The following is a 13,977-nucleotide window of genomic DNA, read 5'->3' on the forward strand; positions in this document are numbered from 1 at the left end:
TTTTACGGTCCGCCCGTTACTACGAGTCCTAGGCCACGGATTCGGGTAGGCATGTCACTGCACCGCCGTTTTCGCTTCGCGGCGGTCGTATCGGTAACGGTGGCCCGACGGCCAGTTCGGGCGCCACTTCGGTCGAGGCGGCCCGCTTCACCGCCGAGTCCCGTCCCACACTCCGCACCCAGCGGTGGGGGCCGCCAGCACCGCACGAGGCCCGGATGAGCCGTATCCGGGCCTCGTTTCCGTTCCCGGGGAGCCATTCCTTGTTCGGCGGGGAGTTACTCCCGTCCCCGGGGCGGGGAATTATGCCCTCGCGTCCGGATGCCCTTCCACACTAACCTGGTGGGCCCATGGAAACCACGGGAGCCCGGGACGGACGGGCGGGCCGGGGCACCTGTGTGCCTTTGCCGCCCCCTGCCCCGGGGCCCGCCAGCGAAAGCGCGAGGTCTCTACGTGCCCACCGGCAAGGTCAAGTGGTACGACGGCGACAAGGGTTTCGGATTCCTCACGCGCGACGACGGCGGTGAGGTCTTCGTGCACTCCTCGTCCCTGCCCCCGGGCGCCGCGCCGCTGCGCCCCGGGCAGCGGGTCGAGTTCGGCGTCGCGGACGGCCGCAAGGGCGCCCAGGCGCTCCAGGTCGTGCTCCTGGACGCCCAGCCCTCCGTCGCCAGGGCCCGCCGCAAGTCGCCCGACGAGATGGTCGCCCTCACCGAGGACCTCATCAAGCTCCTGGAGGGCCTCTCCACCGGCTACCGCAGGGGCCGCCACCCGGAGCGCCGGGAGGCCGCGCGGATCTCCTCCGTGCTGCGCGTGGTGGCCGACGACCTGGAGGCCTGACCGCCGCGGGCCCTTCCGCCCGTCCCCGGGAGGGCCCCTCCGACACCACAAGACTTGATCAAGAGGATGTATCGGGCGAACCTTGACCCGCGTTATGGTCAAATCGGTGCTCGCGATCAGTGAGAATGGGGAACGTGAGCCCTTCTCGACGTTCTCCTGTACCGGACAAGGCCTGTGTCGACGCGGTGGAGTTGGCCCGCTCGGTGGCCGCCGAGGCCGGGCGACCCGAATGGGTGGGTGACGCGCTCACCCCCCAGGTCGAGGACACGCGCCTGGTCACCCACTACTTCACCTGCCTCGACCCCGCCTATCCGGGGTGGAACTACGCGGTCACCGTCGTCCGCGCCTCGCGCGCCAAGGACGTCACGGTCAACGAGGTCGTTCTGCTCCCCGGCGAGGGCGCCCTCGTGGCGCCCGAATGGCTGCCCTGGAAGGAGCGGCTGCTCCCCGGCGACCTCGGCGTCGGCGACCTCCTGCCCACGGAGGAGGACGACGAGCGCCTCATCCCCGGCTACGCCCAGGTGCCCGACAGCGAGCTGGACGCCGAGGGCGTGGACCAGCAGATGGTCTGGGAGCTGGGGCTGGGCCGGCGCCAGGTCCTCTCCGAGGTCGGGCGCGAGCAGGCCGCCGAGCGCTGGTACAACGGCGAGGCCGGACCGCGCAGCCCGATCGCCGCGGCCGCCCCCGACCGCTGCATCACCTGCGGCTTCATGACCCCGCTCGCCGGTGAGCTGCGCCAGATGTTCGGCGTGTGCACCAACGAGTACGCGCCCGACGACGGCCGGGTGGTCTCCATGGACCACGGCTGCGGCGCCCACTCCGAGGTGCGCCGCCCCGAGCCGCAGGCCGGCCCCAGCGGCCCGGTCGTCGACGAGATGGGCTACGACCACATCGTCTTCGACGACACCGCCGAGCTGGAGCTCGTCTCCTCCGAATCCTGACGGGCCGTGCCCTCCCCCGGAGAAAGCACGCCCCGCCGCGCTGTCGGACCCTGGCCCCCCGTCCCGGTGGGCTAGGGTTTTTCTACCGCACCCACCCTCGCCCCGGGTGCACCGTGCCGGGTCGTGCCCGCAGCGCAGGAGGAACCCACCATGGCCGAGCCGGTGACCGCTTCGGCGGTCGACCCCTACAACACCGCCGAACTGCGCCGACGCGTCCTCGCGGCGTGGGCCGACGCCCCGGCCAGGTTCCGGGAGGACGCCAACGCCGAGGAGGACTTCGCCCTCGGCGGCTACCGCGACCGCGTCGTGGTCGAACTCGCCCAGAACGCCGCCGACGCGGCGCGCAGGGCGGGGGTCCCCGGAAAGCTGCGCCTGGCGCTGGACGGCCTCCGGCTGACCGCCGAGAACACGGGCTCGCCGCTGACCCCGGAGGGGGTCGAGTCGCTGGCGACCCTGCGCGCCTCCACCAAGCGCGGCGAACAGGGCGCGACCGGGCGCTTCGGCGTCGGCTTCTCCGCGGTGGCGGCGCTCAGCGACGACGTCACCGTCGACTCCGGCGGCGCGGCGGTCCGCTTCAGCGCCGAGGCCGCGCGCGGGGCCGTCGCGGAGCTGCTGGCCGGGGGCGGGGCCCACGCCGACCTGGCGGACGAGGTGGGGCGCCGCTCCGGGCACGTGCCCATGCTGCGGCTGCCCTTCCCCGCGCGGGCGGCGGCCCCGGGGGACTACGACACCGTCGTCACCCTCCTGCTCCGCGACGACCAGGTCCGCCTGCGCGTGCGCGAGCTCCTCGGCCGCACCGGCGAGGCCCTGCTGCTCGCCCTGCCCGGCCTCGCGGAGGTCCGGGTGGACGTGGACGGCGAGGAGCACGTCCTCACCCGGCAGGAGGTCCCGGCGGACCAGGACGACCCGGGCACGACCGTGCCGCCCGGGACCGCCGACGCGACCCCGCTCGCATCACAGGCCGCTCCAGTCACCACAACCACTTCGGCCACACCCGTGGCGGGGACCGGCGTCGCCGACCTCGTCACCGGCCGCCGGGACGCCGAGGGCACGCGCACCACCCTGTGGCGGGTCCTCAGCCGCACGGGCGAGTTCGACGCCTCCCTGCTGGCGGACCGTCCCACGGAGGAGCGCGACCGCACCTCCTGGTCGCTGACCTGGGCCGTCCCCGTGGCCCCCGACGGCTCCGTCGCCGCACTGCCCGCCGACGTCGAGAACGTCGTCCACGCGCCCACCCCCACCGACACGGAGCTCGACCTCCCCGCCGTCCTCATCGGGAGCTTCCCGCTCGGCAGCGACCGGCGCGGCGTCCAACCCGGAGCCGCCACCGACCTGCTGCTCGGGGAGGCGGCCCACGCCTACTGCGCGCTCCTGCGCCGGTTCGACGGCCGGGCCGCCCTCGACCTCGTACCCGGCACCCGCGTGGGGGGCGGCGCCGTCGACGCCCTCTTCCGCGCACGCGTCGCCGAACCCCTCCGGGACACCGCGTTCCTGACCACCGCCTCCGGGGCGCCCGTCGCCCCGCGCGACGCGGCCCTGCTCGACACCGGCGGGTCGGGCGGCGCCGCGGACCTGGCGGCCGTCCTCGCCGAACTCGTCCCCCAGCTGCTCCCCGGCTCGTGGAGTCCGCGCCACCCGGCGCTCGCCGCCCTGCGCGTCCACCGCCTGGGCCTGGCCGACGTGGCCGACCTGCTCGCGGACACCGACCGGCCGCCGCGCTGGTGGGCCTCGCTCTACGCCGCCCTGGACACCGCCGGGAGCGGCGGAGCCGACCTCGACGAGCTCGGCTCCCTCCCGGTGCCCCTGGCGGACGGCCGCCTCGTGCGCGGTCCCCGCTCCCTGCTCCTCCCCGGGGAGGACTGGGCCGGGGACGGCGGCGCAGGGGGCCACGGGATCTCCGCGCAGACCCTCGCGGCGCTCGGCGTGCGCGTGGTCCACCCCGAGGCCGTCGACCCGCTCCTGCGCCGCCTGGGCGCGGTGGAGGCCGGCGCGGCCACCGTCCTGTCCGACCCCCGGACCGAGGCGGCCGTCCGCGACTCCCTCGACGCCGACGACCCCGACCCGATCGCCGAGGCCGTCCTCGACCTCGTCGCGGCCTCCGGAACGACCGTCGCCGACGCCCCCTGGCTGGCCGAACTCGCCCTGCGCGACGACGAGGACGGCTACTCGGTCGCCGCCGAGCTCCTCGTCCCCGGCGCTCCGCTCGCGGACCTGCTCGTCGACGACGCCCCCTTCGGCACCGTCCACGAGGACCTCGTCGAACGCCACGGGACCGACGTCCTGCGCGCGGTCGGCGCGCTCTGGGAACTCGGCGTGGTCCGTGTCGAGGAGGCCGCGCTGGGGGAGGACCTGGTCGCGGAGTTCGACGGCGCCGCCGGCGAGGACGGCCCGGACGGCCTGGAGGACTGGGCCGACGAGGTCCTCGAACGCGTCGGCGACCCCGAGCTGCCCCCGGTCGTGCCCGAGCTCGTGGTCGTCGCCGACCTCGACTGCGTCGCGGACGACAGCTGGCCGCAGGCCCTGGCGATGCTCTCCCGGGGCCCGCTGCGCGAGGCCGTGACCGAGCCCGCGCGCCTGCTCATGCCCGACGGCCGCGTGGTGGACGCGCCCTCGTACACGGCGTGGTGGCTCCGGACCCGGGCGCTGCTGGGCGGCAGCGCGCCGGTCGAGCTGCGCACCGCCGACGCAGACCCGTCCCTGACCGGCCTGTACGACGAGGTCCCGGCCGACGTCGACCCCGAGTTCGCCCGAGCGCTGGGGGTACGCGCCACCCTCGCCGACCTGATCACCGACCCGGACGGGCCGGACGACCTGCTCGCCCGCCTGGCGGACCCCGACCGCCACGTGGACCGCGCCTCGCTCCGCCTGGTGTGGACCGCGCTCGCCCTCGTGGACGCGGAGCTGGTGACCCCGCCCTCCCGCGTGCGGGCGGTGCGCGGCGGCGCGATCGTGGTGGCCGACGCGGAGGAGACCGTGGTCGTGGACTCCCCGGACCTGCTGCCGCTGCTGGAGGACCGTCCGCTGGTCCTGGCCCCGGACGACTCCGCCGAGGCCCTGGCCGACGTGCTCGACCTGGACCTGGCGAGCGAGACGGTCACCGGGAAGGTCGGGTCGGTCGGCGAGGTCCGCCCGGTCCCCGGAGAGGCCGACCTGTTCCTGGACCCCGCCGGGGAGCCGGACCGCACCTACATGCACCACCGGACGCTCACCGTGGACGGCGTCGACCTGGAGTGGTACGTCGGCGACGGCACCGCGCACGCGTCCACCACCGACGGCCTGGCACGGGCCCTGTGCTGGCGCGCCGGGCAGTGGTCCCGCCGGCACCTGGTCGCGGCCGCCCTGCGCGACCCGACCGCCGCCGCCCGGCTCCTCGCCGAGGCCGACCTGGAGTAGCGCGGCCCCGGGCGGGACGCGGCCCCCGGCGACCCCGGGGGCCGCGTCAGGCCAGGACCTCGGCCAGGCGCTCGCCCAGCCCCTCTTCCGGCTCCCCCCACTCCAGGACCTCGACCGCGTCGCCCACCGCCAGGCTCCCCGGCCGGGTGACGGCGAACATGGAGCCGAAGGACACCCCGCCGCCGTCCGCGCGCCGGTAGCCCGCCAGGGTCCGCAGCGGCTCCGGGCCGCTCCTCTCGCCCCGCGCCTGGTCCACCGTCGTCCCCACGCAGCGGATGCACACCTTGGCGTAGCCCAGCTCGGCGTCCCCCAGACGGACGGAGCGCACCCGGTCCTCGGTGTGCGGCTCCTCCCACCCCGACACGACGACGTTGGGCCGGAACCGGTCGATCGGCACGGGCTCGGCGCCGCGCTCCAGGATGCGCGCGCCGAGCAGGTCCAGGGAGGACGCGGACGCCATCAGGACCGCCGTGCTGTCCGCGAACCCGCTGGTGCCGGGGGTCCTCCCCCCGGTCAGGCGTGCGTGGTCGTCGGGCACCCGCACCAGGCGGCTCGGCGCGCCCAGCACCTCGGTCAGCCACCCGGAGACCTCGTCCCCCTGGTCCACGCCCACGAACGGCTTCCTGTGCAGGACGACGTCCAGCCGGGGTCCCCCGGGGTCGACCTCGACGTCGACGGGACCGAACCCGTCCGTGTCCAGCCGCAGGCGGGACCCGTCGCCGGAGATCCCGGCGCGCACGCGCGCCAGCCGCGGGTCGTTGCGCTGGCTGCGGAAACCGCCGCCGCCGTCGACCACCATGAACGTGCGGTCGTGGGTGATCCCGGCGGGGGTCATGAGGGCGGAGCGCAGGGAGGTCCCGGCGCACCCCTTGACGGGGTAGTGGACGAGTTCGGAGATTCGGGCCATGGGCAGACGCTACCGCCCGGCCGGCCCGCGGCCCCCGGGGGAGGCCCGGACCGGGTAGCCTCCTCTTCCCCCGCCCCGCCCTCCGACCCCGACGGGACTCCCCATGCGCGCCACCCCCTCGTTCCTCGCCCTGGGCGCCCTGCTGCTCGCCGCCGGCTGCGGCGGCGGGGAGGCGCAGGGCCCGCCCGCCGCCACCGCGGAGGCCGAGCCGACGGAGTACGTCTTCGCCCCGGGCGAGCGGATCACCGTGGAGCTCACCATGTACGACGGCGAGGACGGGCGCCGGACCCCGTTCTTCTCCGGGTACCGGCCCGAGATCGAGTTCGGGAACGGGGGACCGGCCGTCGAGTGCGGCGCCCACCTGCCGGTCGAGCTGCGGGAGTTCCCGCCGGGGGAGACCCACACGATCGTGCTGGAGTGCGGCTCCGAGGTCGCGGTCCCGGTGGACGACCCCGGGTTCGCCCTGGTGGAGGACGGCGTCGAGCGGGGTACGGGTGAGGTGGTCCCCACGGGGGAGGGGTGACCCCTCCGGCGACCGCGCGGGCCCCGGACGGGGGGCCATGGCGTCCACACCGAGGAGGAGCACGATGGACATCGAGCACGAGATCGACGCGGTCGGCCGGTCGGTCGGTGTCCGGCGGACCGGTTCGGGCGCCGAGGGCACCGTCACGGTCAGCCGCGCCTACGAGGTCCCGATCGAGGACCTGTGGGACGCCTGCACCAGCCCGGAGCGCATCCCGCGCTGGTTCCTGCCGGTCGCCGGCGACCTCCGGGAGGGCGGCGCCTACCAGCTGGAGGGCAACGCCGGAGGGCGCGTCCTGGCCTGCGACCCGCCGCACTCCTTCCGGGTCACCTGGGAGTACGGCGGCGAGAGCAGCGAGGTGGAGGTCCGCCTGACCGCGGAGACCGCCACCCGCTCGCGGTTCGAGCTGTCCCACACCGCGCCGCTCGACGAGTTCTGGGAGCGGTACGGCCCCGGGGCCGGGGGGATCGGGTGGGACCTGGGGCTGTTCGGCCTGACCCTGCACCTGCTCCACGGGGCGGGCGTCCCGCCGGAGGCCGGGGAGTGGGCGGGCTCGGAGGACGCGCGGCGGTTCACGGAGCTGAGCGGACGCCGCTGGGCGACGGCGCACGCCGAGTCCGGGGAGGACCCGGACCGGGCCGAGGCCGCGGCGGACCGGACGATCGACTTCTACACGGCGCCGCCGGAGGAGGGTCCGGCCTGAGGCCGCCGGGCCGGGGCGACCCTGCGCGCGGGCGGACGGCGGATCAGCGGGCGACCCGGAAGAACCCCTCCGAGATGAGCGTGCGCAGCGCCTCCGGCGTCCGCTCCCGCACGACCGCCTGGTCCTCGCCGATGAGCTGGGCGATGGCGTCCAGGAGCGGGCCCACGGGCATGGTGCCGTCGCACACCCCGGCCAGGGCCGCCTCGACGGTCCCCACGCGGGCGACCCTGCGCAGCCCGTTCTGCTGGCGCAGCACGATCTTCTCCGGGTCGGGGGCGCCCGGCCTGCCCACCCGCTCCTCCACCACACCGGGAGCGAGCGCGACGTGCGCCGACAGCAGGGCGGCGTCGGTGAGCCGCAGCGCCGTCATCGCCCCGTCCACGACGTCGGGCAGGTACGGGCCGACCGGCTGCTCGATGTCGTGCCGCAGCTCCTCCACGCGCACCGTCGCGTCCTGGGCGACGTCGTTGCGCAGGCTGATCCACCCGAACCCGATGCCCTTGATGCCCTCGCGCTCGAAGTAGTCCAGCCAGGCGTCGTAGCGGCGCGTGTACTCGGGGGTGCCGTGCTCGCACGAGTCGCGCAGCCACAGCTCGACGTACTGGGCGGGATCCTGCACGTCGCGCTGGACCACCCAGCCCGAGCAGCCGGTCCCGGTCACCCAGCCGCCGACGCGGTCCTCCCAGTCGTCGCCGTCGGAGTGCACCCAGTTCGCGAGGATCTGGCACCAGCCGCCCTCGGTGAGGTGCGCGGGGGCCTGCCGCACCAGCTCGGCGCAGACCGTGTCCCCGGGGAGGTCGGACTCCCGGTAGGTGTACCGGGAGGAGTCGGGGGTGATCACGAACGGGGGGTTGGACACGATGAGGTCGAACCGCTCGCCCCCGACCGGTTCGTAGAGGGAGCCCTGGGCCAGGCGGGCGCCCGTGACCCCGGACAGGGCCAGGCTGATCCCGGCCAGGCGCACCGCGCGCGGGTTGAGGTCGGTGGCGACCACCTCGCGCGCCCGCGACGCCAGGTGCAGCGCCTGCACCCCGCAGCCGGTGCCGACGTCCAGGGCGCGGTCGACCGGGCCGTCGACGATCAGCTGGGACAGGGTGGCGGACGCGTTGCCCGCGCCGACCACGTGGTCGTGGCGGGGGACGGCTCCGGTGCCCGGGCGCACCTTGGGGTCGGAGACCACGAATCCGGGCCTGCCGTCCTCCAGGTCCCACGGCCCGAGGTGGACCAGGGCGCGGACGACGGTCCCGTGGGGCCCCTCCTCGACGGTGACGAGCCCCGCCTCGGCCAGTTCGTCCACGGGCAGGACGGCCCGCGCGGCCCGCGCGGGGATGGGCGACCGGAGCCACCACAGGCGCAGCAGCAGCCCGAGCCGTTCCTCCCCGCCGGTGGCCCGCAGGGCGGGCACCAGCTCTTCACGGGCCAGGGCTCGGGCGGCGGCGTCGCCGAGCCGGTCGCGGACGCCCGACACCGTGTAGTCGGCGTCGATGAGGATGCCGCGGAGTCGGTCGGCGAGGCCGCGCGGGAATTCAGTCTCAGACACCCGCCCATTATCAGGCAGAACGGCGGTGCCCCGCTGACAGGCGGTCCGGCCGGGTCAGGAGTGCTCGGGGGAGCGGGAGGCCCCGCGCTCGGCCGACTCGTCCCTCTTGCGGAGCAGGCGCGGGATGTAGAGGTAGCCGAAAACGCCGAGGGCGGCGCCGGTCGCGCAGACACCGATCCACCAGCGCTCGGCCTGGGGGAGGGAGTCGCCCATGGCGACGAGGACGACGAGGGCGACGGCCCACGCGAGGGTGCCGATGGCGGCGGGCACGCGGTAGTCGCTCTCGTGGACTTCGGGATCGGGCCGGCGAGGTGTGCGCACGGTTCCAGGCTATCCGCTCGCACGCGGTCGGCGGCGGCGTGTCGGCGCCGACCGCTCCGACCAGGGAAGCGTTCGTCACACTCTCTGAACCGATCATCCGACCATATGGCGATTTCTATGAAACTCCCGTGAAACGAGCGTCAGCTGTTGTATGAAGATGCAACTAATCTGGCGCAGAATCCTTGTTGTCCGGTAACACGACCAGGTCAGGCTGACGACGTGAACGCACCAACTCCATCCCCCACCGACGACAGAGCGGCCTCCGCCCCCCGGGGCCGCGTGGACCGCTTCTTCCACATCTCCGAGCGCGGCTCCACGTTCGGCACCGAGATCCGCGGCGGTCTGGCGACCTTCTTCGCCATGGCCTACATCATCGTGCTGAACCCCCTGATCCTGAACGGCACCGCGGACGTCAACGGCGAGGTCCTGGAGGTCCCCCAGCTCGTCGCCGTCACCGCCCTGGTCGCCGCGATCAGCAGCATCCTGATGGGCGTCGTCAGCCGCTACCCGTTCGCGCTCGCCGCGGGCATGGGCCTCAACGCCGTCGTCGCGTACGGGGTCGCCCCGCTGATGGCCTGGTCCGACGTCTTCCTCCTGCTGATCGTCGAGGGCCTCATCCTCACGGTCCTGGTGATGACCGGCTTCCGCACCGCCGTCTTCGCCGCGATCCCCGGCGGGCTGAAGATCGCCATCGGCGTCGGCGTGGGCCTGTTCCTGACGATCATCGGCTTCGTCAACTCCGGCTTCATCCAGGGCGGCGGCGGCACGATCGTCAGCCTCGGCAGCGGCGGCCTGAACACCCTGCCCCTGCTGGTCTTCGTCATCGGCCTCCTGGTCACCATCGCGCTCTACGTCCGCAAGGTCCCCGGCGCGATGCTGCTGGGCATCATCGTCTCCACGGTCGCCGCGATCGCGATCCAGGCGCTGTTCGGCGACCGGGGCGAGGGACTGGCCTGGCAGCTGCCTGGCTCCACCCCGAGCCTGCCGACCTCGGTCGGCGACGTCGTCGCCCTCCCCGACTTCTCCCTCATCGGCCTGTTCGCCGAGGGCGGCTTCAACATCGTGGGCCGCTGGTCCGACGTGGGCGTCGCCACCGTCGTGATGCTGCTGTTCACCCTGATGCTGGCCGACTTCTTCGACACCATGGGCACCATGGTGGGCGTCGCCCACCAGGCGGAGCTGACCGACGAGAACGGCAACCTGCCCCGGACCCGCGAGGTCCTGGCCATGGACGCCTTCGGCACGATCTTCGGCGGCGCGGCCTCCGCGTCCATCGCGACGGTGTACGCCGAGTCCGCCGCGGGCGTCGCGGAGGGCGCGCGCACCGGCATCGCGCCCATCGTCACCGGTCTGATGATGGTCGTCGCGACCTTCTTCGCGCCGCTGGTCACCATCGTGCCGTTCGAGGCCGCCACGCCGGTCCTCGTCATCGTCGGCTTCATGATGCTGCTGCCGGTCGGCAAGATCGACTTCACGGACCCGGCCGTCGGCCTGGCGTCGTTCTTCGCGATCGTGATCATGCCGTTCACGTACTCGATCGCCAACGGCATCGGGATGGCGTTCATCGTCTACACGTTCGTGCGCCTGGTCGAGGGCAGGCCGCGCCACGTCCACCCCCTCATGTGGGTGGTCTCGGCGGTCTTCCTCCTCCACTTCGCCGAGGCCCCGATCTACGCGCTCATCGGCTGATCCCGCGCGTCCCCCTCGTAGGGGGACGGGAATTCCTGAGACAGTGGACGGCGTTGACCCGAGTGATGAGTCAACGCCGTTTACTTATGTGTCCGCACCATCGGTCGACAGCCGCGTCAGCCCCTCCCCGGCGACCCGTCCGGGAGGGAAGGGACTGATGCGGCGTATCGCCATGTTCCGCTCCCTGGCCGTCCGCAACTACCGGCTCTACGCCCTCGGCCAGCTCCTCTCCAACCCCGGCACCTGGATGCAGCGCATCGCCCAGGACTGGCTGGTCCTCCAGCTCAGCGGCGGCAGCGGCATCGCGCTCGGCATGACCACCGCGCTCCAGTTCCTGCCCCTGCTCCTCTTCGGGCTGTGGGGCGGCGCGCTGGTGGACCGCCTGGACAAGCGCAGGCTCCTGATCTGCACCCAGAGCCTCATGGGAGCGCTCGCCGTCGCCCTGGGCGTCCTCGCGACCGCCGGCGCGGCCGAGGTCTGGCACGTGTACGTGTTCGCCTTCGCCCTCGGCCTGGTCACCGTGCTCGACAACCCCGGCCGCCAGGCCTTCGTCCCCGAGATGGTCGACCGCGAGCACCTGTCCAACGCGATCGCCCTCAACAGCGCCAGCTTCCAGCTCGGCAGGGTCACCGGCCCCGCCGTCGCCGGACTGCTCATCGCCGTGATCGGCAGCGGTCCCGTGTTCCTGATCAACGGCGCGTCGTTCGGGTTCACGATCATCGCCCTGGCGATGATCCGCACCGCCGAGCTCACCACCACCGAGCCGGTGCCCCGGGGCAAGGGCCAGATCCGCGAGGGCCTGCGCTACATCGGGGGCCGGCGCGACCTCGTGCTGCTGCTGATCCTCGCCGCCGCCACCCAGTTCTTCGGGGCCAACGGGCAGAACCAGATCGCGCTGGTGGTCAACAACGTCTTCGAGGCGGGCGCGGCCGCGTTCGGGGTGGCCGCGGCCTTCCTGGCCGTGGGCGCCCTGATCGGGGCCCTCCTCGCGGCCCGGCGCGACCGGCCCCGGGTGCGCCTGGTGCTGATCGGGTCGATGGCCTTCGGCCTGCTCCAGGTGGCGGCGGGGCTGATGCCCGGCTACGTGGCGTTCGTCGTGGTGCTGGTCCCCATGGGCATGGCCTTCCTGACCTACGTGACGACGCTCAACGCCACCTTCCAGCTCAGCGTCGACCCCCAGATGCGCGGTCGCGTCATGAGCATGTTCCTGCTGGTGTTCATGGGCGTGGCGCCCATCGGAGCCCCCGTGGTGGGCCTGCTGGCCGACGCGTTCGGCCCGCAGGCCAGCCTCGTCATCGGGGGCACGGTCACCGTGCTGGTGGTCGCGGCCCTGACGGGACCGCTGTTCAGGGTCCACGGCGTCGGGGTGCGCGACCTCCTGCCGGGGCGCCGGCGGACCGCCGCGGCCGCACCGGCCCCGGCGGAGGACGCCGGAGCCGCACCGGCCCCGGCGGAGGACGCCGGAGCCGGGCCGGCCCCGGACGGGCGCGGCGCGGACGGCGCGACCGCGGCCGGGCCCGCCCGGGGGACCGACGGCCCCGGACGGCCCCCGGAGGACGCGGTCACCCGCACCTGAGACCCGGCCGGGCCCCGCCGTCCTCGGGGCACGGCCGGAGACCGCGTCCCGCCGACCGCGCGGGACCGGTCAGACGGTGGCCGCCCGCGCCACCACCGACACCGAGCTGATCAGCAGCAGCCACAGGACCGCGCGGCGGAACAGCTCGGCGTCCAGCCGGCGGAAGACCCGCTCGCCCACCGCCATGCCGACCAGCATCGCGGGGACCCCGACCAGCAGCAGCGAGCCGACCTCCGGCGTCAGCCTGCCGCTGATCCAGAACCCCGCCAGCGAGGCGGCGCTCGTCGCCGAGAACATCACCGACAGGGTCGCCCGCTGCACGCGGGGCTCCAGCCCGCTCCCCTGGAGCGCCGCCACCATCAGCGGGCCGTCGACGCCCGTCGAGGCGAACGACGCACCCGACAGGGCGCTCACCCCCGCCAGCGTCGGCGTACCGCCGGGGATGGGGGTCCTCCGCCACACCAGGAACGTCCCGACCAGGACCATCACGGCGATCGCCGCCGTCAGGGCCCGCTCGGGCAGCACGGCGAGCAGCCACACGCCCAACGGCACCCCGGACAGCCCGAACCCCAGGAACAGGGCCGCCAGGCGGCGGTCCACGTGGCGGCGGTCCCGCGCGGTGATCCACACGCTCACCGGCGCCGACATCAGCCCGGCCACCACGACCGCCGTCACCGGGTCCGCGAGCAGGGCCAGCGGCGGCACCGCCACCAGGGAGAAGCCGAACCCGGTCGTGGCGCGCACCAGGGACCCCAGGGCGAGGACCACGAAGACGCAGGAGAGGACGAGCATGGGCGGGCGGCTCCGGGGGCGCGGCGGCGGGAACCCGCAGACCCTACTCCCCGGGATGCGGCCGTGGACACGGGAGGGAAGGATGGGGGGATGAGACTGTTCGTTGCCCTGGCGCCTCCCCCGGACGTGGTGGAGACGGTGCGCGAGGCCGTCGACCGGGGGCGCAGGCACACCCCCGACCTGAGGTGGACGCCTCCCGGTGCATGGCACCTGACCCTGCTCTTCCTCGGGCGGGTCGACGACGACCTGCTGCCCGGGCTCACCGGGGCGCTCGGCCGGGTGGCGCGCAACCGGCGGTCCCTGGAGCTCGCGGCGCGCGGCTGGGGGACCTTCCCGCGCAGCAACGCCCGGACCTCCGTGCTGTGGGCCGGCGTCAACGGCGACACCCAGGCCCTCGGCATCCTCGTCGACCGGCTGAGGGCCGCCGCCGACCGGATCGGGATCGAGGTCGACCACCGCCCGTACGTGCCGCACATCACGGTCGCCCGGAGCCGCCCCGCGCGGGACCTCTCCGGCACCGTCCACTCCCTCGGGACCCTGCGCAGCCGCAGGTGGGAGGCGCGGGAGATGCACCTCGTGGAGAGCCGGCCCGGGTCGGCGGACCGCTACCGGACCGTCCGGACCTGGGCGTTAGGCTGGAAGCCGGATCCCACCCGACCACCGGAGCGCAGCACGTCATGAGCATGCTCACCAACAACCGCAAGCAGCGGTGGCTGCTGCCCGTGGTCCTCGGCTCCATCATGCTGATCGTGGTCCTG

12 protein-coding genes are annotated in these 13,977 nt (G+C 74.4%); 8 read left to right on the forward strand and 4 right to left on the reverse strand.

Going from position 1 to position 13,977, the window contains the following annotated elements:
* The first annotated feature begins 450 nt into the window (after window positions 1-450).
* The 3 genes from ACIRPH_RS18545 to ACIRPH_RS18555 all read left to right on the forward strand — a co-directional run bounded on the left by ACIRPH_RS18545 (window position 451) and on the right by ACIRPH_RS18555 (window position 5,168).
* Entirely contained in the window at window positions 451-834 is a 384-nt protein-coding gene (locus tag ACIRPH_RS18545; RefSeq protein WP_402915875.1) for a cold-shock protein, read from the forward strand.
* A 185-nt stretch (window positions 835-1,019) separates the two neighbouring features.
* Entirely contained in the window at window positions 1,020-1,775 is a 756-nt protein-coding gene (locus ACIRPH_RS18550) for a DUF3027 domain-containing protein (protein WP_267950231.1), read from the forward strand.
* 150 nt (window positions 1,776-1,925) lie between these two features.
* On the forward strand, window positions 1,926-5,168 hold the full coding sequence (locus ACIRPH_RS18555; protein WP_402916022.1) for a sacsin N-terminal ATP-binding-like domain-containing protein: 3,243 nt from the start codon (window positions 1,926-1,928) through the stop codon (window positions 5,166-5,168).
* Window positions 5,169-5,214: 46 nt separating this feature from the next.
* Here ACIRPH_RS18555 and ACIRPH_RS18560 read toward each other — a convergent pair whose 3' ends face one another.
* Window positions 5,215-6,075, reverse strand: a complete 861-nt coding sequence (locus ACIRPH_RS18560; RefSeq protein WP_402915877.1) for an MOSC domain-containing protein — start codon at window positions 6,073-6,075, stop codon at window positions 5,215-5,217.
* 103 nt (window positions 6,076-6,178) lie between these two features.
* Here ACIRPH_RS18560 and ACIRPH_RS18565 point away from each other — a divergent pair, with 103 nt between their 5' ends.
* The gene (locus tag ACIRPH_RS18565; protein ID WP_402915879.1) at window positions 6,179-6,598 is read left to right on the forward strand and encodes a hypothetical protein; all 420 of its coding nucleotides are present in this window, start codon (window positions 6,179-6,181) and stop codon (window positions 6,596-6,598) included.
* 64 nt (window positions 6,599-6,662) lie between these two features.
* The gene (locus ACIRPH_RS18570; protein WP_402915881.1) at window positions 6,663-7,301 is read left to right on the forward strand and encodes an SRPBCC family protein; all 639 of its coding nucleotides are present in this window, start codon (window positions 6,663-6,665) and stop codon (window positions 7,299-7,301) included.
* Window positions 7,302-7,344: 43 nt separating this feature from the next.
* Here the strand turns inward: ACIRPH_RS18570 and ACIRPH_RS18575 are convergent, their stop codons facing one another.
* Both ACIRPH_RS18575 and ACIRPH_RS18580 read right to left on the reverse strand, forming a co-directional pair.
* Window positions 7,345-8,841: a methyltransferase gene (locus ACIRPH_RS18575; RefSeq protein WP_402915883.1), complete on the reverse strand. Its 1,497-nt coding sequence runs from the start codon at window positions 8,839-8,841 to the stop codon at window positions 7,345-7,347.
* A gap of 54 nt (window positions 8,842-8,895) precedes the next feature.
* Window positions 8,896-9,162, reverse strand: a complete 267-nt coding sequence (locus tag ACIRPH_RS18580) for a DUF2530 domain-containing protein (RefSeq protein ID WP_402915885.1) — start codon at window positions 9,160-9,162, stop codon at window positions 8,896-8,898.
* A 219-nt stretch (window positions 9,163-9,381) separates the two neighbouring features.
* On the opposite strand from ACIRPH_RS18580, the gene ACIRPH_RS18585 reads away from it, so the two are divergent.
* Window positions 9,382-10,851, forward strand: a complete 1,470-nt coding sequence (locus ACIRPH_RS18585) for an NCS2 family permease (RefSeq protein ID WP_402915887.1) — start codon at window positions 9,382-9,384, stop codon at window positions 10,849-10,851.
* Window positions 10,852-11,008: 157 nt separating this feature from the next.
* Entirely contained in the window at window positions 11,009-12,427 is a 1,419-nt protein-coding gene (locus ACIRPH_RS18590) for an MFS transporter (protein WP_402915889.1), read from the forward strand.
* A 69-nt stretch (window positions 12,428-12,496) separates the two neighbouring features.
* Here the strand turns inward: ACIRPH_RS18590 and ACIRPH_RS18595 are convergent, their stop codons facing one another.
* Window positions 12,497-13,219: a sulfite exporter TauE/SafE family protein gene (locus ACIRPH_RS18595; RefSeq protein ID WP_402915891.1), complete on the reverse strand. Its 723-nt coding sequence runs from the start codon at window positions 13,217-13,219 to the stop codon at window positions 12,497-12,499.
* A gap of 90 nt (window positions 13,220-13,309) precedes the next feature.
* On the opposite strand from ACIRPH_RS18595, the gene thpR reads away from it, so the two are divergent.
* Window positions 13,310-13,900, forward strand: coding sequence for an RNA 2',3'-cyclic phosphodiesterase (gene thpR, locus ACIRPH_RS18600; protein WP_402915893.1), 591 nt, complete (start codon window positions 13,310-13,312; stop codon window positions 13,898-13,900).
* Window positions 13,901-13,977: the final 77 nt, after the last annotated feature.

It is taken from the genome of Nocardiopsis sp. NPDC101807 (genome assembly GCF_044766605.1).
Lineage (GTDB): Bacteria > Actinomycetota > Actinomycetes > Streptosporangiales > Streptosporangiaceae > Nocardiopsis > Nocardiopsis tropica.